General features: G+C 70.3%; 25 protein-coding genes. 11 read left to right on the forward strand and 14 right to left on the reverse strand.

Going from position 1 to position 20,795, the window contains the following annotated elements; translation table 11 throughout:
* The first annotated feature begins 633 nt into the window (after positions 1 to 633).
* Genes EDF64_RS16630 through EDF64_RS16645 form a run of 4 tightly spaced genes read left to right on the forward strand, consistent with a single transcriptional unit; the run spans position 634 to position 5,901 of the window.
* Positions 634 to 2,304 (forward strand): ABC transporter substrate-binding protein, encoded by a 1,671-nt coding sequence (locus EDF64_RS16630; protein WP_133521073.1) that lies wholly within the window; start codon positions 634 to 636, stop codon positions 2,302 to 2,304.
* Entirely contained in the window at positions 2,301 to 3,971 is a 1,671-nt protein-coding gene (locus tag EDF64_RS16635; RefSeq protein WP_133521074.1) for an ABC transporter ATP-binding protein, read from the forward strand. The genes EDF64_RS16630 and EDF64_RS16635 overlap by 4 nt, the downstream gene beginning before the upstream one ends.
* Positions 3,968 to 4,906 carry an ABC transporter permease gene (locus EDF64_RS16640; RefSeq protein ID WP_243736437.1) on the forward strand — a complete coding sequence of 313 codons (939 nt, stop codon included), beginning with the start codon at positions 3,968 to 3,970 and terminating at the stop codon, positions 4,904 to 4,906. The genes EDF64_RS16635 and EDF64_RS16640 overlap by 4 nt, the downstream gene beginning before the upstream one ends.
* Positions 4,903 to 5,901 carry an ABC transporter permease gene (locus EDF64_RS16645; RefSeq protein WP_133521076.1) on the forward strand — a complete coding sequence of 333 codons (999 nt, stop codon included), beginning with the start codon at positions 4,903 to 4,905 and terminating at the stop codon, positions 5,899 to 5,901. Before EDF64_RS16640 ends, EDF64_RS16645 begins: the two co-directional genes overlap by 4 nt.
* Positions 5,902 to 6,120: 219 nt before the next feature.
* Here the strand turns inward: EDF64_RS16645 and EDF64_RS16650 are convergent, their stop codons facing one another.
* On the reverse strand, positions 6,121 to 6,447 hold the full coding sequence (locus EDF64_RS16650) for a MazG nucleotide pyrophosphohydrolase domain-containing protein (RefSeq protein ID WP_133521077.1): 327 nt from the start codon (positions 6,445 to 6,447) through the stop codon (positions 6,121 to 6,123).
* Positions 6,447 to 7,766 carry a GNAT family N-acetyltransferase gene (locus EDF64_RS16655; RefSeq protein ID WP_133521078.1) on the reverse strand — a complete coding sequence of 440 codons (1,320 nt, stop codon included), beginning with the start codon at positions 7,764 to 7,766 and terminating at the stop codon, positions 6,447 to 6,449. The genes EDF64_RS16650 and EDF64_RS16655 overlap by 1 nt, the downstream gene beginning before the upstream one ends.
* Positions 7,767 to 8,047: 281 nt before the next feature.
* Here EDF64_RS16655 and EDF64_RS16660 point away from each other — a divergent pair, with 281 nt between their 5' ends.
* The 4 genes from EDF64_RS16660 to EDF64_RS16675 all read left to right on the forward strand — a co-directional run bounded on the left by EDF64_RS16660 (position 8,048) and on the right by EDF64_RS16675 (position 9,820).
* A complete protein-coding gene (locus EDF64_RS16660; protein ID WP_133521079.1) occupies positions 8,048 to 8,392 on the forward strand; it encodes a cupin domain-containing protein in 345 nt (114 codons plus the stop codon).
* 131 nt (positions 8,393 to 8,523) lie between these two features.
* Positions 8,524 to 9,015 carry a hypothetical protein gene (locus EDF64_RS16665; RefSeq protein WP_133521080.1) on the forward strand — a complete coding sequence of 164 codons (492 nt, stop codon included), beginning with the start codon at positions 8,524 to 8,526 and terminating at the stop codon, positions 9,013 to 9,015.
* A 50-nt stretch (positions 9,016 to 9,065) separates the two neighbouring features.
* The gene (locus EDF64_RS16670; protein WP_133521081.1) at positions 9,066 to 9,470 is read left to right on the forward strand and encodes a VOC family protein; all 405 of its coding nucleotides are present in this window, start codon (positions 9,066 to 9,068) and stop codon (positions 9,468 to 9,470) included.
* On the forward strand, positions 9,467 to 9,820 hold the full coding sequence (locus EDF64_RS16675; protein WP_133521082.1) for a winged helix-turn-helix transcriptional regulator: 354 nt from the start codon (positions 9,467 to 9,469) through the stop codon (positions 9,818 to 9,820). The genes EDF64_RS16670 and EDF64_RS16675 overlap by 4 nt, the downstream gene beginning before the upstream one ends.
* Here EDF64_RS16675 and EDF64_RS16680 read toward each other — a convergent pair.
* The 3 genes from EDF64_RS16680 to EDF64_RS16690 form a co-directional block, all read right to left on the reverse strand.
* A complete protein-coding gene (locus tag EDF64_RS16680; RefSeq protein ID WP_133521083.1) occupies positions 9,777 to 10,454 on the reverse strand; it encodes a cation diffusion facilitator family transporter in 678 nt (225 codons plus the stop codon). The genes EDF64_RS16675 and EDF64_RS16680 overlap by 44 nt on opposite strands.
* On the reverse strand, positions 10,451 to 10,804 hold the full coding sequence (cmtR, locus tag EDF64_RS16685; protein ID WP_133521084.1) for a Cd(II)/Pb(II)-sensing metalloregulatory transcriptional regulator CmtR: 354 nt from the start codon (positions 10,802 to 10,804) through the stop codon (positions 10,451 to 10,453). The genes EDF64_RS16680 and cmtR overlap by 4 nt, the downstream gene beginning before the upstream one ends.
* 577 nt (positions 10,805 to 11,381) lie before the next feature.
* Entirely contained in the window at positions 11,382 to 12,119 is a 738-nt protein-coding gene (locus EDF64_RS16690) for an SDR family oxidoreductase (RefSeq protein ID WP_133521085.1), read from the reverse strand.
* A gap of 63 nt (positions 12,120 to 12,182) precedes the next feature.
* On the opposite strand from EDF64_RS16690, the gene EDF64_RS16695 reads away from it, so the two are divergent.
* Positions 12,183 to 12,731 carry a TetR/AcrR family transcriptional regulator gene (locus tag EDF64_RS16695; RefSeq protein ID WP_133521086.1) on the forward strand — a complete coding sequence of 183 codons (549 nt, stop codon included), beginning with the start codon at positions 12,183 to 12,185 and terminating at the stop codon, positions 12,729 to 12,731.
* 120 nt (positions 12,732 to 12,851) lie between these two features.
* Here the strand turns inward: EDF64_RS16695 and EDF64_RS16700 are convergent, their stop codons facing one another.
* From EDF64_RS16700 to EDF64_RS16710, 3 genes are all read right to left on the reverse strand, one after another.
* Positions 12,852 to 13,214 carry a hypothetical protein gene (locus EDF64_RS16700; RefSeq protein WP_133521087.1) on the reverse strand — a complete coding sequence of 121 codons (363 nt, stop codon included), beginning with the start codon at positions 13,212 to 13,214 and terminating at the stop codon, positions 12,852 to 12,854.
* A gap of 144 nt (positions 13,215 to 13,358) precedes the next feature.
* A complete protein-coding gene (locus EDF64_RS16705) occupies positions 13,359 to 14,891 on the reverse strand; it encodes a C40 family peptidase (protein WP_166645783.1) in 1,533 nt (510 codons plus the stop codon).
* A 203-nt stretch (positions 14,892 to 15,094) separates the two neighbouring features.
* Entirely contained in the window at positions 15,095 to 15,499 is a 405-nt protein-coding gene (locus tag EDF64_RS16710) for a DUF4259 domain-containing protein (protein ID WP_133521089.1), read from the reverse strand.
* A gap of 178 nt (positions 15,500 to 15,677) precedes the next feature.
* Here EDF64_RS16710 and EDF64_RS16715 point away from each other — a divergent pair, with 178 nt between their 5' ends.
* On the forward strand, positions 15,678 to 16,238 hold the full coding sequence (locus EDF64_RS16715; protein ID WP_133521090.1) for an RNA polymerase sigma factor: 561 nt from the start codon (positions 15,678 to 15,680) through the stop codon (positions 16,236 to 16,238).
* Between the two features lie 40 nt (positions 16,239 to 16,278).
* Positions 16,279 to 17,046: a hypothetical protein gene (locus EDF64_RS16720; RefSeq protein WP_133521091.1), complete on the forward strand. Its 768-nt coding sequence runs from the start codon at positions 16,279 to 16,281 to the stop codon at positions 17,044 to 17,046.
* Between the two features lie 40 nt (positions 17,047 to 17,086).
* Here the strand turns inward: EDF64_RS16720 and EDF64_RS16725 are convergent, their stop codons facing one another.
* The 6 genes from EDF64_RS16725 to EDF64_RS18335 form a co-directional block, all read right to left on the reverse strand.
* Positions 17,087 to 17,521 (reverse strand): hypothetical protein, encoded by a 435-nt coding sequence (locus EDF64_RS16725; protein ID WP_133521092.1) that lies wholly within the window; start codon positions 17,519 to 17,521, stop codon positions 17,087 to 17,089.
* 10 nt (positions 17,522 to 17,531) lie between these two features.
* Positions 17,532 to 18,005, reverse strand: a complete 474-nt coding sequence (locus EDF64_RS16730; RefSeq protein ID WP_133521093.1) for a barstar family protein — start codon at positions 18,003 to 18,005, stop codon at positions 17,532 to 17,534.
* Between the two features lie 100 nt (positions 18,006 to 18,105).
* Entirely contained in the window at positions 18,106 to 18,645 is a 540-nt protein-coding gene (locus EDF64_RS16735; RefSeq protein WP_133521094.1) for a cysteine hydrolase family protein, read from the reverse strand.
* Positions 18,646 to 19,040: 395 nt separating this feature from the next.
* On the reverse strand, positions 19,041 to 19,589 hold the full coding sequence (locus EDF64_RS16740) for a GNAT family N-acetyltransferase (RefSeq protein WP_133521095.1): 549 nt from the start codon (positions 19,587 to 19,589) through the stop codon (positions 19,041 to 19,043).
* Positions 19,586 to 20,293: a TetR/AcrR family transcriptional regulator gene (locus EDF64_RS16745; protein ID WP_166645784.1), complete on the reverse strand. Its 708-nt coding sequence runs from the start codon at positions 20,291 to 20,293 to the stop codon at positions 19,586 to 19,588. The genes EDF64_RS16740 and EDF64_RS16745 overlap by 4 nt, the downstream gene beginning before the upstream one ends.
* A gap of 14 nt (positions 20,294 to 20,307) precedes the next feature.
* Positions 20,308 to 20,706: a hypothetical protein gene (locus tag EDF64_RS18335; protein ID WP_166645785.1), complete on the reverse strand. Its 399-nt coding sequence runs from the start codon at positions 20,704 to 20,706 to the stop codon at positions 20,308 to 20,310.
* Positions 20,707 to 20,795 lie beyond the last annotated feature (89 nt).

Below are 20,795 nucleotides of genomic sequence, written 5' to 3' on the forward strand. Positions count from 1 at the left end.
ACGCCGCTGCTTGCGGCGTGGGGGCGCCCGTCTCCCTATGCCTTGCGGATCAGATCGAGCAGGAGCCGGGTGAGGTTCACGAGCAAGCTCGCGATCCCCAACCAGAGCGCCTGGCGTCTGGTCCGGCCGTCGTTGTCGTTCGACATCGATGACCTCCTTGTGTCGTCGCCGGCTGACACGAGGAGCTTCGACCAAGGGATGCGGAGCCGAGCGGGCTCGGCTACCATCGGTTCCGAGCGATTGACTCGGGATGGTTTACGCATCCCTTGGCTTCCACTCGGAAGGCAAATCGAGGCCCGGAAACTGTTCGTGCAGTTCCGGGCCTCGCTCATTCGCCCAGGTCGTGCTCCGGCGGGTGACACGACCACGAGCAGCCTACGACGAACTGTCCGCTGGTACGTCGTATTCCACCCGATCGTCCCTCGTGGAACTCGGTGCAGACGCATCGGGAATAGCGGGACGTCGCCGAGGACTTGGACCGTTACGTCGTGCGACGTCCGTCGCACACGGGATTCGGACGGGCGACGTCCGCGGTGTCAGGATGGACGCCGCCCGGTACCCCCGAACCCGAGGCAGCGCAGCGACCGTCACCGGTCGACACCACACCCCTTCCCCACGAGGAGCAGCATCGTCATGAGACGCCCCAAGCGCCTGACCATCACCGCGGCGGTCGCCGCAGCAGCAGCACTGGTGCTCACCGGCTGCTCGGGCGGGGGAGCCTCGGACGACGCGTCCAGCGCCGGCACCAACAAGGGCGGCACGCTCAACATCCTGACGACGGCCACCGCGGTGCACCTCGACCCCGCGACGAGCCAGAACCTCAACATCACGACGCTCGGCCTGGTGCTGCGTCGCCTGACGGCGTGGGACGTCGAGCCCGGCAAGACCGCGAAGGTCGTCCCGGACCTGGCGACGAACACCGGCGACTCGAGCGACGGCGGCAAGACCTGGACCTACCACCTCAAGAAGGGGCTGGAGTTCCAGGACGGCAAGGCCATCACCACCAAGGACATCAAGTGGGGCATCGAGCGCTCGTTCGCGCCGACGCTCACCGGTGGCCTGAGCTACCACAAGTCGCTCCTGGTCGGTGGTGACTCGTACAAGGGTCCGTTCGACGGCAAGACGCTCGACAGCATCGAGACGCCGGACGACTCCACCATCGTCTTCAAGCTCAACGCGGCCTACGGTGACTGGCCGTGGATCGTCTCGATGCCGGCGTTCGCCCCGGTGCCCGAGGGCGACGGCACCGACACCGGTGCGTACGACGCCAAGCCGGTCGCCTCCGGTCCGTACCAGGTGCAGTCGAACACGCAGGGCTCGCAGATCACGCTCGTCCGGAACAAGTCCTGGAGCGCGAAGACCGACGACGTCCGCACCGCCGGCCCGTCGAAGGTCGTCTTCAAGGAGAGCCAGGACCCGTCGACCGTCACGCAGACGCTCATCGCGGACAACGGTGACGCGAAGGACTCGTTCGGCGCGACCTTCCTCGGCGCTGCCGAGCTGAACCAGGTCCGGTCGAACCCGTCCGCGCAGGACCGCCTCGCCACGTCGAAGGCCGGCCCGATCAACTACCTGGCGATCAACACGCAGAAGGGCTCGCTCAAGGAGCTCAAGGTCCGTCAGGCCCTGCAGTACGCGGTCGACAAGAAGTCGTACCGGATCGCCGCGGGTGGCGCCCTCGCCGGGAGCTACGCGACGACGCTCATCACGCCCGGGATCGCCGGTCGTCAGCAGTACGACCTCTACGAGCCCGGTGCGACCGGTGACGTCGCCAAGGCGAAGAAGCTCCTGCAGGAAGCGGGCGCCACGGACCTGAAGCTTACCCTCGCCACCCAGAACGACCCGGCGAACCTCGCCGAGGCGCAGGCGATCCAGGCGGGCCTCAAGCGCGCCGGCATCACGGTGACGCTGAAGCCGTTCGACGCCGACTCGTTCTACACGGCCACCACGGACGGTTCCGACTTCGACCTCGCGATGTTCAGCTGGCAGCCGGACTTCCCGAGCGCGAACGCCAACATCCAGCCGCTCTACGACTCGTCGCAGATCGGTGGGGGCGGCTACAACGTCTCGAAGTACAGCAACCCCGAGGTGGACGCCCTCATCAAGGAAGCCAGCGCGACCGTCGACCAGAAGGACGCGCAGAAGCTCTGGGCCGAGGCGGACAAGAAGATCATGGCGGACGCCCCGATCGTCCCGCTGACCTACGCGAAGCAGTCGTTCCTGGCGGGCTCGAACGTGCAGAACTTCCAGATCGCGGACTTCCCGGCGTACCCGAACTACCTCAAGGTCACGCTCGCGAAGTGAGTTCTCCGCTGCTCGAGGTCGAGGGGCTCCGCGTCGCGTTCGGCGACGCGGAGCCCGTCGTCCGTGACGTCTCCTTCTCCCTGACGCCCGGCCGGGTGCTCGCCCTGGTCGGCGAGTCCGGCTCGGGCAAGTCGGTCAGCGCGATGAGCGTGCTCGGCCTGCTGCCGCCGGAGGCCCACGTCTCCGGCAGCATCCGGTTCCGCGGCGAGGAACTCGTCGGCGCATCCGACGACCAGCTCCGAGCCGTGCGTGGCGCGGGCATCGGCGTGGTCTTCCAGGAGCCGATGAACTCCTTCACGCCCGTGCTGTCGATCGGCACGCAGATCGCCGAGGCCGTCCGGGCGCACCCGACGGGTCTCGACCGCGCCGAGGTGTCGGCGCGGATCGACGAACTGCTGCGCTCCGCGGGGCTCACCGACCCGGAGCGGATCCGGAAGGCGTACCCGCACGAGCTGTCCGGTGGGCAGCTGCAGCGCGCGATGATCGCGATGGCGCTGGCCGGTGACCCGGTCGCCCTCATCGCGGACGAGCCGACGACGGCGCTCGACGTCACCGTGCAGGCCGGGATCCTCGACCTGCTGCGCCGCCTCGGTCGCGAGCGTGGCCTGGCGGTGCTCCTCATCACGCACGACATGGGCGTGGTGGCGGACGTCGCCGACGAGGTCCTGGTGCTGCGACGCGGCGACCCGGTCGAGCACGGCACCGTCGCCGAGGTCTTCGCCCGCCCCACAGCCGACTACACGCGTGAGCTGCTGGCGGCCGTTCCCAGCCTGGAGGCGCGTGGCGGGTCCGAGACGGCGACCAGCGACACGACGCTGGTCGCCGCTGCGGACGCGGGGCGCGCCTCCCGGCCGGTGGTCGCGCAGTTGCGCGACGTCGCCGTCCGCTACGCACGCCGCGGCGAGCCGACCGTCTCGGGCATCGACCTCGACCTCCGCGCCGGCGAGACCGTCGGCCTGGTGGGGGAGTCGGGGTCCGGCAAGTCGACCATCGGACGTGCCCTCGCCGGCCTCGTGCCCGTGGTCGGGGGCACGGTCGAGGTGGACGGCAGTGACCTCCGCACCGCCCGCGGCAAGCGCCTCCGCGAGTTGCGCAGCCGTGTCGGGATCGTCTTCCAGGACCCGGCGTCGTCGCTCAACCCGCGGCAGACCATCGGGTGGAGCATCGCCGAGCCGCTCCTCGTGCACGACGCCGCGTCGGCGGACTCCCGAGCCGACCACGTCCGTGAGCTCCTCACCGCCGTGCAGCTCGACCCGTCCTGGGCCGAGCGGTTCCCGCACCAGCTCTCCGGCGGACAGCGGCAACGCGTCGCCGTTGCCCGTGCCCTCGCGCTCCGGCCGGCGCTCGTGATCGCCGACGAACCGACCTCGGCGCTCGACGTCACCGTGCAGGCCGCCGTGCTCGACCTGCTCTCCTCGCTGCAGCAGGAGTTCGGGTTCGGCATGCTGCTCATCAGCCACGACCTCGCCGTCGTCCGGCAGCTGGCCGACGAGGTGGTCGTCCTCCGCGCCGGCCGCGTGGTGGAGCGCGGCACGACCGACGCGGTGCTCGACGACCCGCAGCAGGACTACACGCGCATGCTCCTCGCCGCAGCGCCCGTCGCCGACCCCGTGCGACAGGCCGCCCGCCGCGAGGCCTGGCGCGCATGGGAAGGGGTGGCCTCGTGACCGCCAACGTCGTCGACCGTCCGGTGTCGGCCGCCGCGAACCGGAGCACCGGCTTCCGCGCTGTCGTGCGTCGGGTCCGGAAGGACCGCTGGGCCGTCGCCTCTGCGGTCGTCATCGTGGTGTTCGTCGTCGTGGCCGTCGCCGCGCCGCTCATCGCCGCCGTGACCGGCCAGGACCCCTACGGCTACAACATCGACGCGCTCAACTCGTTCGGTGCGCCGAAGGGCGTCGGCGGGGGGATCAGCGCCGAGCACTGGTTCGGCGTCGAGCCACTGACCGGTCGTGACCTGTTCGCGATCGTCACCTACGGCGCCCGGACCTCGCTCGGGATCGGACTGGCGGCCACCGTCGTCTCGATCGTCATCGGCGTGCTCGTCGGTGTCACGACCGGGTTCTTCGGCGGCTGGTACGACCGGGTGCTCTCCCGCGTCGTGGACGTCATCTTCGGGTTCCCGTCGCTGGTGTTCATGATCGCCCTCACCGCGATCGTGCCGACGTCGTTCCCGAAGCCCGTGCTCGTCGTCCTCGTCATCGGGTTCTTCGGCTGGCCGTCCGTCGCCCGTGTCGTCCGGGGGCAGACGCTGTCCCTCGTGCACCGGAACTACGTCGTCGCGTCGACCGCGATGGGCGCCGGCCGGTGGCACGTGATCCGCACGCAGCTGCTGCCGAACCTCGCCGCGACGATCACCGTCTACGCGACCATCTCCATCCCGTCGATGATCGGCGCCGAGGCCGCGCTGTCGTTCCTCGCCGTCGGCGTCACCCCGCCGACCCCGTCGTGGGGCCGCAGCATCGGCGACGCCGTCGGGTGGGTGCAGACCGACCCGGCGTACCTCCTGTTCCCCGGGATCGCGCTGTTCCTCATCACCCTCGCCTTCAACGTGCTCGGTGACGCGCTGCGCGACGCCCTCGACCCGCGAGGAGGCAACCGGTGAGCACCTTCCGCTTCATCGCCATCCGCGTCCTCGGCGCCGTCGTCGTGCTGTTCGTCGTCGCCGCGATCACGTACGCGCTGTTCATGCTCCTGCCGACGAACCCGGCACGGGCGATCTGCGACAAGCCCTGCACGCCCGACCGGCTGCGGGAGGTCCAGGCGTTCCTCGGTACCGACAAGCCGTGGATCGCGCAGTTCGGCGCCTACCTCGCCGGGATCTTCACCGGTCGCACGTTCGGCTCGGGTGCCTCCGTGATCCACTGCGCCGCACCGTGCTTCGGGTACTCGTTCCAGCTGCACGACAGCGTCACGAACCTCATCCTGACGCGCCTGCCCGTCACCGCGTCGATCGCGGTCGGTGCCGCCGTGCTGTGGCTCGTCGCCGGGGTCGCCGGGGGTGCGCTGTCGGCGCTCCGCCGGGGCACCTTCGTCGACCGGGCCGTGATGACCGTCGCGGTCGCCGGGGTGTCCGCACCCTCGTACCTGGTCGGGCTGCTCGGCATCCTGCTGTTCGGCTTCGTGCTCGGGATCCTGCCGACGAGCGGGTACGTGGCGTTCGCCGACGATCCGGTCGGGTGGTTCACGCACCTGATCCTGGCGTGGTGCGTGCTCGCGTTCATCAGCGCGGCGATCTACGCCCGCCTGACCCGCGGCGAGATGCTCGAGTCGATGTCGCAGGACTTCGTCCGGACCGCTCGCGCGAAGGGCCTGCGCGAACGCCAGGTCGTCGTGCGGCACGGACTACGGACGGCGATCCTGCCCGTCGTGACGCTGTTCGGGCTCGACCTCGGGTCGCTGCTCGGTGGCGCGGTCATCACCGAGAAGGTGTTCTCGATGCAGGGCCTCGGGGCGCTCCTCATCGACGCGGTGCACACGCTCGACCTGCAGGTCGTCGTCGGCTTCACCCTGTTCTCGGCGTTGCTGATCGTCACCGCGAACGTGATCGTCGACGTCGTCTACGCGTTCGTGGACCCGCGGGTGCGCCGCCGCGCCTAGCCTGCCGGCCGGCCCCCGCGCACGGTGCGAGGCGGGGTGCCCCCTCGCACGGTGCGAGGGGTGCGCGCCCCGCCTGCGGCGCGCCCAACCAAAGTCACCCCGAGCCGTGCGATCACGCGGTTCCGGGTGACTTTGGTTGTGCGGGCGCGGCGCGGGAGCGGGCGTGGGCCAGCACGGCGACGGCCTGGCGTGCCCGAGCGATCGACTCGTGCAGCTCGGTCACGAACCCGCCGCCAGCCGATCGGGGTGCCACTTCGACCACTTCTCGCGGATGGCGTCGTCGATCGGCACCTCGAAGTGCCGGGCGACGAGCAGGACCTGCGCCAGCACGTCGGCGATCTCGTCGCGGAAGTCCTGCTCGAGCTCGTCGTCGGTGCGACCCTTGCGTCGCGCCTGCCCGGCCCGGGCGAGGAAGGCCTGCGTGAGCTCGCCGACCTCTTCCCCGAGCTTCAGGACGAACCACTCGTCGGTGCGGTCGATGCCGTGGCGTTCCGCGTAGAACGCCGAGACCTCCTCGACCTCGTCGCTCAGGTCCTGCACGTCCATCAGAAGTAGGTGATCCCGTGGGGCGTCCGCGGCGGGGTCAGCATCGCGCGGAGGAGCGCCGGCGCTGCCGCGTCCGCGGAGCGGAGGAGCCCGGCCGCGGCCAGCGTGACGGGCGACACCGACCCGATGAGCAGCGCACCGAGGTCTGCCACGTCGAGCTGGAGGTCGGAGCCGGCCACGTCGGCGTCGTCGGCGACCCGCGTGACGCGGCCCCGGGCCTCCTGGACGTCCAACCGGTACGTGCCGGACGCGAACCCGAGCGCATCCGTGACGGCGAGCGTCAGCGAACCGTCGACGGCGTACGGGCGGGACGCGAGCACCGCGGGGACGTCGAGGACGCGCAGCCAGACGTGGTCTTCCTCGTGGTCGACGTCGTACGCGCGGTTGTCGCCGAGCGCCGCGACGATCGGGTCGTCGAGGCGGGAGCGGCTGTACTTGACGACGTCGTTGAGGTCGACGGAGAGCAGGAACTCCCACAGGGACAGGTAGGCGGCGTCGGTCGCGTAGACCAGGTCGACGACCTCGAGCACGGTGTCGCCGTCACGGCTCTCCTTGACGCGCCAGGTGACGTAGCCGTCGACCTCGTCCGAGTCGTCGCGGCGGTGGACCGCGGCGCGGACGTCCTTCGCCGGCTCGCCCTCGCCGGTGCGGAGGCCGAGCGCCACCGGCCAGGTGCCGGCGTTCCGCACCATGGAACCGGGGGTGCGGGCGTCGAAGCGGTCGAAGACCGACCGAGCGGGACCGCCGGCGAGCCACGCGGGCGTGACGACGCTGACGGTGCCGGTCGTGGGCGCGAGGAAGGGCAGGGCGCGGTTGCGGCGGACGCTGATCGCGCGCTCGCGGATGGCGCTGCCGAAGCCGAAGCGGCGGTAGATGGTGCCCTCGGACGCGGTGAGGGAGGCCATCGCGTACCCCTCGGCGACGCCGCGCTCGAGCGCGTGCGTCATCATCCTGCGGAGGATGCCCCGGCGGCGCTCGGTCGGCCGGACCGTCACCGCGGAGATCGCCTGCGTGTCGATCGACGAGCCGTCGCCCCAGCTCAGCGGCTTCCGGAACCACGCGAAGGTGCCAGCGGGCCAGGTCTCGTCGACGGACCCGGGTGCGGGCCGACGGACGTAGGCGCCGAGCCAGGTGTTGCCGTCCTCGACGAAGTGCTCGACCATGCGGGCCGCTGCCTCGTCACCGGGGTGCGTCTCGTGGAAGCCGAGGCCGACGGCCTGCATCCAGGCCTCGGTCGCGGCGTCCGGTGCCCCCGTGCCGTCCGTGGCGGGCGCGAACTCGCGCAGGTCGTAGCGGTCGTCGAATGCCTCGTTGCTCACGGTCCGACACTATCGGTGGGCGGTGACACCGTCGATGCTCCCGGCCTGGAGGCGCGGTGCCAGCTGGCACCGCGCCTCCAGGCCCTGGTCGGTTCCGTCTCGGGCCCGGGTCGGGTCCGCGGGGTCCGCGCCGTCCGCGCAGGCGCGGAGCGGTCTACGGTCGAGACACCGACGGCCGGTCTCGCGCGCGACGAACGGCTCCGGCGGCGGGGTGACGGTCCGGTCGCAGGGAGAGCACCATGTCCGTCAACGAGTTGCACCGAACGGAAGCGAGTCCGACGATGACCGCAGACGATCCCCTCGAGACGGACCCCCAGCACTACCGGCTGCTGTGGGAGAACGAACACGTCCGAGTCCTCGACTACTCCGACGAGCCGGGCGACCAGACCCATCTGCACCGGCACCCGAACAGCGTCATGGTCACCTTGACGGGGTTCGAGCGGCAGCTCGCCACGGACGACCGCAGCGTGGACGTCGCGTTGCCCGCGGGAGCCGCCGTCTGGCTGGGGGCACAGCGGCACTCGGGCCGCAACACCGGGACGACGCCGACGCACACGGTCCTGGTCGAGCTCAAGGACGTGCCGGACGACGGCGCGCCGACGTCGGTCCTCGGGCCGGCCACCTGACGAGACCGGACGCGGGCCTCCACCGGCCGTTCACATCCTGTACGCGCATGCTCTGCCCACGGCATCCACCGTCGCAGCACCAGGGACCTCCCGATGCGTGCACGCCGAGCCGTCTGGTGGAGGAGTTCCCCATGACGAACCAACCCGATGCACCGTCCGCACCACTGGTCCTGACGAGCGTCGTCGCCTCGGGGTTGCCGGTCGACCTCGGCTTCGCGACCGCCGCGCGGTTCTACGACGTGCCCGCGGTGTTCAACCGTCGACCGTCCCCGGTGGAGATGGACGCGCTCCGCGGCTCCGAGGGTCACGAGCACCTGGTGCGGGCCGGCTACCCCGAGGTGACGATGGACGTCCGTGATCGTCGGCTCATCATCAGCCACACGAACCTCGGTCAGCTCGAACGCGGCCTGGCGACCGTCATCGCGAACTCCGTCGACTCCATCAGCCGAGCGGCCCTGCTCGTGCAGGAGCGGAAGCAGGACGCCGCGCAGACGGACCTCGACGAACGGACCGAGCGCGCCGCGGAGGTGACCCGAGCCGCGACCCGCGTCCGGTTCATCCCGGACAGTGCTCCCGGAACGGACACCGCAGCGATGACGCAGATCGACTCGGGCAGGGTCTGACCGCAGATCGCCTCTTGACGCAGTACTTGTGTTTTGCAAGTGTTGCGCCCATGAGCCTCTTCATCTCCTGTCCGGTCGAGAGCGTCGAACGCGCAACCGCCTTCTACAAGGCGCTCGGCTGGGTGCTCAACCCGGACATGTCCGACCACAACGTGTCGTGCTTCGCGATCGCGCCCGACCAGTACGTCATGCTCGCCAGCCGTGAGATGTACGCCAGCGTCGGGGGAGTCGAGGCGATCGTCGGCGGCCCCGACACTCCCTCGAAGGTGACGGTCTCGTTCGACCTCGCCAGCCGCGAGGCCGTCGACGAGCTCGTCGAACGGGCCGGTGCTGCCGGTGGCCGGATCGGCGACACCGACGACTACCCGTTCATGTACCAGCGCCAGTTCGACGACCCCGACGGCTACCACTACTCGCCGTTCTGGATGAAGCCAGAGGCCGAACCGGAAGCGTGAGCGACCTCGCCGCCGCGCTGGACGTCGTCGGCGCTCGGTGGGCGCTCCTCGTGGTGGAGCGGCTGCTCGAGGGGCCGCAACGGTACGGCGACCTGCAGCGGGAGCTCGGCGTCCCGACGAACGTGCTCGCCACCCGGCTGCGCGAACTCGAACTGGCCGGGGTGCTGTCCCGGCTGCCGCTCCGGCACAACACCCGCGCGTACGCACTGACCGAACGAGGACTCGCGCTGCGTCCGGCGATCGACGCGCTCGGTCAGTGGGGTGCTGCGGGGGCCGCGGACGAGCCCGCCACGCCGCGGGAACCGGTCAACAACAGTCGCAGTCCTGCTCGGCCCGGCGTTCCCCGGTGAGGACGGCGGTGGGGACGGTGCAGGCGTCGCCGCGCCACGCTTCGAGCCCTTCCCGCACCGCGAAGACCACGATCACGAGCCCGGCGACGGCGTCTGCCCACGTCCAGCCGAACAGGGTGTTGAGCAGCAGCCCGACGAGCACGGCGGCGGACAGGTAGGAGCAGATCAGGGTCTGCTTCGAGTCGGCCACCGCGGACGCGCTCCCGAGTTCGGTGCCCGTCCGCCGCTCGAGCAGGCTGAGCCCGGGCATCACCAGCAGGGACACGGCGGCGAGGACGATGCCGACCGTCGAGTGTTCGGGGTTCCGCATGCCGGTGAGGGCGAGGACGGCGTCGATGGAGACGTACGCCGCGAGGCCGAAGAACGACACCGCGATGACCCGCAGTGCGACGCGTTCGCGCGCCTCCGGGTCGCGTCCGGAGAACTGCCACGCGACCGCGGCCGCGGAGAGCACCTCGACGACGGAGTCGAGGCCGAAACCGATGAGGGCGGTCGAGGACGCGACCGTTCCGGCGGCGATGGCGACGACCGCCTCGATGACGTTGTAGGCGATGGTCGCCGCGACGATCCACCGGATCCGACGCTGGAGGACTCGCTTCCGGTCTGCCCCGACGGGGCCGACGACGGCGGTCATGCGCCGGGGCCGCAGCAGAGCGGGACGTCGCAGAGCTCGTCGGTGCACGCATCGCCGTCGTCGACGGCCAGCACGACCTCGAGGAGTGTGCGGATGGCGGCAGCGAGGTGCGCGTCCGCGATCTCGTACCGGGTGGATCGCCCCTCGGGAACGGCGACCACGATGCCGCAGCCGCGGAGACAGGCGAGGTGGTTCGAGACGTTCGACCGGGTCAGGGCGAGCGCTGACGCCAAGCGGCCCGGGTAGACCGGCCCCTCGAGCATCTCGAGGAGGATGCGCGACCGCGTGCGATCACCCATCGCGCGGCCCAGCCGGTGCATGACGTCGAGGCGCGGGGCAATGGTCAGCATGCGATGACATTACAGTCGCGGCTGACCAGTGTCGAGTACTGCGTGCCCCGATGGAGCGGGCCTGGCACGAGCCGGGGACTGTGGAGAACCCGGCTCGCGGGGACCACGTGCATCCCTCTCCGCGTCCCGACCCGAAACGGGAGCTCGGAGTACGTCCGACGCTACTCGTGATCCGGCCGGCCGCATGGTTCCCAGGGTCGGGCCGCAGACAGAAGCCGGTGGAACCCCGTTCGGGTCGGAGTTCCGCCGGCTCTGCAAGCGCTCCGCTACCCCCGCGGCGACACGCTCTGCTGCGCGGAACCCGTGCCGGAGCGCGTCGTTGCGTCCGGGGTCCCGCGGTCTTGCTCGTCCGTCGGGGAAGCTGCTCGAGTGCAAGGCGGCACGATGGCCGACGTCTGCGCAGTGAACATGGGGTGCTTCCGGTCAGCACGGACGATGAGATCGATCCAGCGGCCAGAGTCCAGGGTCACCTGGTGCGAAGGCTACGCTCCACCGGCCGCCGAGCACCAGGGGCACGTGCGCCGTCGCGCGAGCAGACCGCTTTCCGCCACGCCGAGACGGGTCCCACGGGGTGGCGTCAGCGCTGCGCCGTCGGCCGGACGACCACCTCGCCGACGTCGACGCCCGCGGGCTGCGCGATCGCGTACGCCACGGCGGCGGCCACGGCGTCGGCCGGCATCGCGATCGCGTCCCGCTGGGCTTCGAGCAGTGCGCGCTGTTCGAGGTCGTCAGTCTTCGTGACGCCCTCGGTCGCGGTGAACCCCGGCGACACGACGGTGACGCGCAGCCCGGTCCCGCTCTCCTGCCGCAGCGCCTCGCTGAGGACCCGGACCGCGGTCTTCGTCGCCGCGTACACGCCCTGCGCCGGCACGATGCGGTGCGCTGACGTCGAGGCGGTGTGGACGAAGTGGCCGGACCCCTGCCCGCGGAACACCGGCAGCGCGGCTGCGATTCCGTTGAGGACCCCGACCAGGTTGACGTCGACCATCTGCTGCCATCCGTCCACGTCGAGCGCGTCGAACGGTGACACCGCCATGGAGCCCGCGTTCTGGTGGAGGACGTCGAGGCGACCGAAGCGTGACCGGGCCGACGCGACCAACGCATGCAGCGCCTCCCGGCTGCGCACGTCGGTCTCGACCGCGATCGCTTCGCCACCCGCGTCGGTGATGCGTTCGACGACGGACGCGAGTCGCTCGACGCGCCGCGCGGCGAGGACGACGCTCGCGCCCCGCGCGGCCAGGTGCAGCGCCGTCGCCTCGCCGATGCCACTCGATGCGCCGGTGATGGCGACGACCTTCCCCTGGATTCCCTGCATGGTGCTTCCTTCCGGTAGCCTCAACCGGACACACGTCCGATTCGTCGAGAGGTTACCGGACACTTGTCCGTTTCGCCACCACCCCGCCGCGCCGACGCTGCGCGGAACCGCGCCCGCCTGGTCGACGTCGCCCGAGCGGCGCTCGCCGCCGACCCGACGGCGACGCTGCAGTCGATCGCGCGGCTGGCCGGCGTCGGCCAGGGCACGATCTACCGTCACTTCCCCAGCCGGGAGGCGCTGCTCGCCGAGGTCTACCGCGAGGACTTCCAGACACTGGTCGCGTCCGCACGCGCGCTGGCAGCGCGGCCGGCACAGCGGGGCGCGCTGCGGTCGTGGCTCGACGCGCTCGCCGCCTTCGGGTACCAGAAGCACGCGCTGGCCGAGGTGCTCGACGCGGCCACCCGACAGCAGTTGCACGACGAGCAGTACGACGAGATCACCGACGCGATCGCGGCGCTGCTGGACGCCGGGGTGCGTGCGGGCGAGATCCGGGCCGACGTCGGAGCGGCGGACCTGCTCGCGCTCGTCGCGTTCCTCTGGCAGCTCGGATCGTCAGCGGCCGAGCGGGTGCCGCACCTGCTCGACGTGGTCGTGGACGGGCTCCGGGCCTGACGGTCGCCCGCCGCGTCCTGTGTCCTCGCTGCGATCGTGGGTCGCGCACTTCGAGGCGGAGACGCAGGAGCCGAGCCCGGCGGGGTCGCCGCATGGCCGTCCCGGCGACACGGGGATCCGTCAGAGAGTGCGTCGTGCGCCGCCCGCCACCTTGCGCTGGATGCTCCGCAACAGACGGACCGCGTCCGCATCACTGATGCCGGTCGTCGTCTCCCATTCGACGCCTGATCCGACGACGTCCGACGCGAAGACCACTTCCGTCGCGAGGAGTGCGCTGCGCCAGTCCGAGGACGACATCGATGCTCCTGCGGCCAGGGCCCGGTCGATCCTCTTGGCCTGGACGAAGAAGTCGGTGGCGCTGCGGAACCCGATCGCGACGGCCATGCTGTCCGTGAGTCGGGCCGGGCCGCCCCACTCGCGCAGACCTGCCCGCAGGAGGTGCCGCTCGTCGGCGGTGAGTTCGAGATCGTCTCCGGTGGGCATGCCGGTCAGCCTCTCATGCGGGGCCCGCGCCGCTCGAACGCACAGGCGGCGCATCGGGCCCCGGACGCGGAAGCACCCCGCACTGCGAGGTGCGGGGTGCTTCCGTTCTTGTGGACGGTGCTGCTGTGGTGCTGCGTTACTGCGTTACTGCGCGAGGATCGCGGGGCTGGTGCCCGCCTTCATGCCCACACTGAACGAGGTCGCAGCGTTGTCGTTCGTCACCGTCCAGAGGTCGCTGCCGTTCGTCTGGACCGCCACGACGTAGCCACTGCCGACCGCGGCGATGGCCGGGCTCGTCCCCGCCGCCATGCCGATGTCGAACGCCGTCGCAGCCTTGCCGTTCGTGATCGTCCACAGCTTGCCGGTGTTGGTCTGCGCCGCGATGACGTAGCCGCCGTTCGAGAGCGCGAGGACCGACGGGCTGGTGCCGTCCTGCATGCCGACCGGGAAGGCGGTCGCGGCCTTCGTGTTCGTCACGCTCCACAGCTTGCCGGTGTTCGTCTGCGCCGCGATGACGTAGCCACCGTTCGCGGTGGCGGCGATCGACGGGCTGGTGCCGGCCTGCATGCCGACGCCGAACGACGTCGCGGCCTTGCCGTTCGTGACGCTCCACAGGTCGCCGGTGTTCGTCTGGACCGCGACGACGTACCCGCTGCCGACGGCTGCGATCGAGGGACTCGTCCCGGCCGCCATGCCGACGTCGAACGCGGTCGCCGCCTTGGTGTTCGTGATCGTCCAGAGCTTGCCCGCGTTGGTCTGCACCGCCACGACGTACCCGCCCCCGGAGGTCGCGATGATGGACGGGCTGGTCCCGGCCTTCATGCCGACCGGGAACGAGGTCGCCGCCCCGCCGGAGTCGACCGTCCAGAGTGCGCCGCCCGCCGCCTGGAACGCGGTGACGTACTTCCCGCCGCCCAGGGTGGCGATCGCCGGACTGGTGCCCGCTGCGACGCCCACCGGGTACGCGGTCGCGGCCTTGCTCGCCGTCACGCTCCAGAGCTTGCCGGTGTTGATCTGCGCGGCCGTGACGTACGTGGTGTTCTTCACGGTGCTGCCGCCTGAGCCCGACCCGCTCAGCGAACCGGTCGGTCGCCCGACGACGTCGAGGAGTTGCTCACCGGGCTCCGACCAGAGCGTCTGCTCCTTGACGCCCTCGCCCGGAGCGGCGGCCGCGACCATGTAACCGTTGCCGAGGTAGATGCCGTCGTGGAGGAAGTTCCCGCCGGTCGTGCCGGTGCTCGTCCAGAACAGGATGTCGCCGGGCTCGGCGTCGGCCCGCGACACGAGGTTGTTCTTCAGCGCGTTGAACTCGTCGCCGACGACCGGGCGTGACGCCCCGTTCGACAGGTCGATCCCTGCCTGCAGGTACGCCTTCCAGACCAGCCCGGAGCAGTCCCAGGCGCTCGGGCCGTTGCCGCCGAGCGAGTAGTAGGTGCTCCCGTTGGGGCCGCCGTCGCTCGAGCTCCACATGCTCTCCGCGTAGGCGATCGCGCTGTTTGCGGCCGCGGACGGTCCGCCGCCCGTGTTGAGGCCGGGCTGCGCGGCGAGCGCCGGTGTCGCGAGCCCCACCGCTCCGACCAGAGCGATCGCGGCGGACACGATCCCGATGAACTTGATCCTGACTCGGGAGCGCGTCGTCGCCGGCGTCGATCCGAGGTCCCCATGAGTGTGCTTCACGTCCGAATGCTCGACCCGGTACAAGACGGCGACAAGTCCGGCGTTCGGAGGACGACCGGGGGACAGGCCGCGCTGCCACTGGCATCGACGCGGCAGAGGTTTACGGAGTCTCAGCCTGGCCGACTCGGACAGGCCCTGCATCGGCTCGTGTCCGTCGTCGTGGTGGTCGTCACTGAGCCCAGAGACTCCGGGGACAGCATTGGCTAGCGGACGCTGAGGTTCGTGACGAGGCGCCCGACGGCGTCGCGCCACCCGCTCGAACCTGCCTCGGCCCAGAGCTCCGCGAGTTCCCCGTCTTCGCTCGCAGCGGCTGCGACCGCGCGGGACGCCAGCCCGGCCAGCCGTCCGCTCGGCCGCCGCGTGCGAGCGACGAACCGCTGGATGCTCTCGGTGTAGACGTCGTCCTGGGTGGGACGCCCCAGTCCGTGCGCAACGACCTCTGCCGCGGCGATCGCGACAGCGGCGTCATCGCTGTCGAGGGTCGGCCCGGCCTTCGTCGCATGGGTGAGGGCGGCCTTCACGACAGCCCACCGGCGATGACCGTCGAGCTCCGCAGCGAAGTCTGCCGCCGCATCGTTGCCCACCGGCTCAGCACTCCACGTCCCCATGCCGCAACGGTACAGGGCACGGTCGGGCTTGACGGGAGGCCGGCGAGGATCTGCGTGGCCGGCGCGGCCGCCAGCAGCGCTGCGATCTCCGGGATCGAACGAGCACGACACGCCGGCGAGCACGATCGCGTGTCAGGATCGCGTCGTCCTCGACATTGTGGAGTGAGAGGGGGCGTCATTGAACGAGCAGACCGAGGCCGACGAAGCACTGACTCGTCGGCTGGCGACCGGCGACCGTACGGCGTTGGCCGACGCGTTCGACCGGTTCGCGCCGACACTGACCCGCTGTGCGTGGGCGCAGAGCGACAGCCGGCACGACGTCGAGGAGGTCGTGCAGGACACCTTCCTCACGCTCTGGCAGCGCGCCGCCGGCATCCACCTCGCCACCAGTGCCCTGCTGCCCTGGCTGCTGGCGGTCTGCCGCGAACACGTCCTCATGGAGCCGGGCAGCGCTGACGGCCACGCAAGCGGTACCGCGGAGTGCCCAGGGGACGAGGTTCCCGAAGGAGTCGCCGCTCATCCCGATGCTGACGAAGCCCGCGGACGCCTGCGCTGGATCCGTGACGACATCGCGGCCCTGGCACCCACGGACCGACGCCTCTGCGAACTGATCGTGTTGGAGGGCCACTCCTACGCCGAAGCCGCGCAGATCCTCGGCCTCAGCGTCGGTGCTGGCGCCCAGCGGGTCTCCCGCTCTCGAGCCCGACTGCAGAAGGCGGTGATGCGCGATGAACACTGAGCCCCCCACCGGAGACGACCTGCAACGCATGCTCGTCGGAATGAAGCAGACCGTGCTCGACCGCGCGGAGGAACGTCGTCCAGCATCCCGCCGTCACGGTCGACGCGCCGGGATCGTCATCGGCGTGATCGCGCTGCTCTCGCTCGGTGCCACCGGCGGCGGCGTCGCGCTCGGGATGATCCCGCAGCCGTTCAGCGGAAGTCCCGCCGCCATTTCCACGCCCGACCCCACGGAGCCGGTCTCGCCGAGCACCCCGGCCGCGGCTCCCGTCGAGAACGCCCCGGTCCCCGTCCCGACGCCGACCCCGACGAAGGCCCCCTTCGCGCTCGATGATCCCTCGACGTGGACCATCTCGGGTTCCGAGGTCGGACCGGTGGCACTCGGTGGCACGACCGAGGCCGAGAGCGACGACCTCGAGCAGGCGTTCCAGCTGCTGCCCGCGACGCCGAGCAGCTGCACCGCGCCGGGGACCTGGGCGCGCGACGGCAGCCCGACACTCCTGATCGCCGCGGAGAACGACCGGGTGACCGGTGTCCTGATCGGCGCCGAGGGTGACTCCGCGCGGACGACGACCACGGGTCCGACGACTGCGGCGGGGATCGGCGTCGGATCGAGTTCCGACACCCTCCGCGCGGCGTACCCGTCACTCCACGAGCGGGTGTCGACACCGGACAACTCGTGGTCGCGGTGGGACGTACAGCTCCCCGACGGCCTGGTCTCGTTCCAGCTCGGCAAGGGCGGTGCGTCCGTGGACTCGATCTGGGTGAGTCCGGATCAGAACCTGCCCACCGCGGTGTGCGATCTCTGAGGGCCGGAGGCGGGCGGGAGGCAGTTTGTCCTCGACGGGTTCAGGGGCATGCCCAGTCGTGCCCGAACGCCTCGTGCACGCGCCGGAGCGCTTCCGGGTTGCCCCACTCCTGCAGACCGGAGCAGTCCGCCTTCACGCAGGCCGCGACGAGTCCCCAGTTGCCCACGCTCTCGTAGGCGTAGAGGTACTCCGATGTCGAGCTCGATGAGCTGCCGCCACCGCCCTGCTGTTCCGGGAGCTGGACCTGCTCGCCGTCCGGGAACACGAGAACCTGGCCGACTGGATCACAGGTGGGCAGCTGATCGGTGTCCAGCGCCTCCACCGCAACCGGTGCTGCGGTGGGGCAGGCGGAAAGGGTGGACTCGTTCGCAGCCAACGTCAGGTACCCGTCTCGCGTCCCGTTCTGACTGCAGGCAGTGATCGAGAGCGAGGACGCGACGAGCAGGCCGCAGAGCACGGGGATACGCAACACCACGAGCGTCAGACTAGGACTCCGCCCCGGTCATCGATGCCCTTGCGGACAGGATCGTGAGGAGCCGGTTCCCGAACAGCGCTGCGTACCGGCCCTGAGCACGCAGGATGGCTTCGAGGCGGTCGGCGGTCCTCGGGAGTCGTTCAGCGAATCGGTCGAAGTCGGCGAGGACCAGGACGACTCCGACGTCGGAGACGTCCCACCCGTACTCGGCCTCGGCCACGTCGGACATGCAGTCGTTGAGGGCGTCCAAGTTCTTCCCGAAGTAGCTGGGGAAGCGAAGTGCTGCCGCGAAGGCCGTGTGCATGTGCTGATCGCTGCGCCAGGATCCTGCGTCCAGCTGGATCAACCGGTAGCCCTGGCTGAGGAGCCACTCCTCAGCCTTCCGCAGGGCAGCACCGCCCTGCAGCGTCCTGACGAACCCGTCGCGGGCGATCTCGAAGTCGATCCTGTTGCCGAGGATGTCATCGGTGGAGAACGCAGACATGCGCCGAACTCTAGTACGCGAGGCCACCGGGACGGACTGCTGTGGCGCCACCGAGGATGGCGTGACGAGGGTCACACGAGGACGTGCCCCGCTCGCGGGATCAGGTGAGCGAGGCGCTGTTCGTGACGGTGGCGAAGCTGCCGTGCAGCGCTGCCATGAACGCGGCGTGCACGCTCGCTCCGGGAACGCTCGTGTCACCCAGACGCAGGTCTGGGGCTGCGCAGGCGTCAGAGACGACGGTGCAGGTGTAGCCGAGTTCGTGAGCAGCTCGCGTGGTCGAGTCGACGCACATGCTGCTCATCATCCCGACGATCACCAGCTCGGTGACTCCTGCCTCGTCGAGGACGCCCTGCAGCCCGGTGCCGATGAAGCTGTTCGGGTGGTGCTTCTCGAGCACCGTCTCGCCGGCAGCGGGAGAGACCAGGGGATGGAACTCGACACCCGTCGTCCCGGGCCGGAAGAACGACGCCTCCGGGTCGGTACTCACGTGGAAGACGTGCACGATGCGTTCTCCGGATGCGCGGAACGTGTCGAGGACGGTGCGCGCGGCGGCGACGGCAGCATCAGGACCGACGAGCGGGAACGCACCGCCGGGGAAGTAGTCGAGCTGGATGTCGACGAGGACGAGGGCGCGGGTCATCTCCCGAGTATGGCGTGCTGGGACACCGGGTGATCACGTCCGATGACGGACTCGCTACCGGAGACGAGTGTGCCTGCGGCCCAGGTACGTGAGGGGAGACGCGGCCAGACACAGGCCGAGAGCCACGACCGCAGCCACCCGACCCACGTGCTGGGCCATGAGCGCTGATTCGTACTGCTGTCTCGTCAGGACGGTCTCCGTGTCCGGCTGCCACGGCCAGGGGAACACCGGCGCAACCTGCCCTGCCTGCACTGTTGCCACAGTGCACACGACAAGTGCCGCGACGATCAGCACGGCGATGATCAGCATCCATCGACCTGTGCTCGAGCGAGCTGTCATGCGGTCACGGTACCGGGCACGTCACCCGGTTGCTGCGGGCAGCGCGGAGGCCCGCCTCATCGGAGTCCAACGGTGTCCGTGGCCCAGAAGGCCTCCGGGTAGATGAGCGCTCCGGTCATCCACGACTCGTACGCACTGAGGGTCCGGACCTGGAACGCCGGTTCCGGGATCCGTGCAGACGGCGACTGGAACCCCCGCGAGCCCGCTGGCGCGAAGCCCGACGTGGCGTAGTACCCCGGGGCGCCCTCGAGGAAGACGGCGGGGCTCCGCGCTTCCTCGCTCGTGGTGATGGCGTGTTCGATCAGCTGGCGACCGATGCCCTGGCGTTGCCGGTCGGGCACGACCGCGAGTGGACTCAGCACCCGAACGGTCACCAGTGACGCAGGCGCGTCCAACCATCCTCGTGACAGCATCACGTGCCCGACGAGCTCTCCGTCGTCTTCGGCGACGAGTTCGAGCACTGCCGCTGCCGTGCTCCGCAATGCGTGCACGAGCGGGACGACGTGGTCCGCCTCGTGCCCGAACGCCGCGGTCTCGACAGCGTCGATCGAGCCGGAGTCGCTGCCCGTTGCCGGTCGTATCCGAGTTCCACGCGCTCCGGTCATGCCGTCTCCTCACGATCAGGTCGGGTCGGGGTGTTCCACGTCGGAGCGCTGTCGCGGCCGCTGTGGTTCCGCGCGGGGTTCTCGGACGGTTCGCTCGGTTGCGCTGTGCCCAGGAGGAACACGGCGGCGACCTGGTGGGCGTACCTGATCGGGTCAGCGTCCGGGTGAGCCTGCAGATGGCCGATCATCCCGTCGATGAGGGCCTGGTAAGTGGCGGCGAACACGCGCACGTCCCCGGCCCGGATGGACCCTTCGGACTGGCCCCGGGTGAGGAGGGCTGCGTGTTCGGCGTAGATGTCCTCGTAGTCGAGCATCGTGACTCGACGTCGACCGTCTGGCGTGCGGAGGTTGTGGACAATCTGGTCGAGTGCCTCGATCTCCTGCCGGTGCGTACGGGTGAACATCGCCGTTCGCGCGAAGACCGCTCGGATCACCTCGTTCGCTGGTGCCGTGACGTCCACATCGGCGACGAGCCCAGCCCGCAACTGACCGGCGAGGAACGCGACCGCTTGGTGCATGAGGTCGTCGCGGTCGCGGAAGTAGTGCCACAGAAGACCTTTCGACACCCCCGCTCGCTGGGTGATCTCGGTCAGAGTCGCGTTCGCGTACCCGGCCTCGGCAACGAGTGCGGTCGTGGCGCTGATGATCTCATGCCGTCGTTCGTCGGGACTCCGACGCTTCCGGCCACTTGCTGCGCCACTCATCGTCGTCTGCATCGTCAACGGCTCCGGACGGCCCAGCGTGCGACCTCGAGCACGATGCCGACCATGAGCACGGCGATCACGAGCATCTCGAGCCGCATCCATCCGGGCACGAACGACGGGATGAGCGCCTCGACGACGTTCACCACGAAGAGCACGGCAGCGATCAGCCCGAGAGCGCGAACCGCGCTCCGCGTCCCCGCACGAGCACTGCGGAGGCGAAGTGGAAGGACAACGGCGAACACAGCGACGACCACGGCATGCCCCCATGCGTTCTCGTTCGCTTCCAGCGGCGCAGCAACGCCGAGCACGAGCAGTGCCACCAGCGTCAGGGCGACGATGACGACGTACGACCACACGAGAGCTCCGGTGATCTGCAGGGGAGCGGCTCCATCGCGCGGCTCGGTCTTGACCATGCAGTCAATCTACGTCCGAACTGACTGAGCGGTCAACAAGTGGGGAGTGGAGGACTAGCGCAAGTGCTGGTTCCGTCCAGAGAGGCGAT

The organism is Curtobacterium flaccumfaciens, assembly GCF_004361695.1.
GTDB lineage: Bacteria > Actinomycetota > Actinomycetes > Actinomycetales > Microbacteriaceae > Curtobacterium > Curtobacterium flaccumfaciens_B.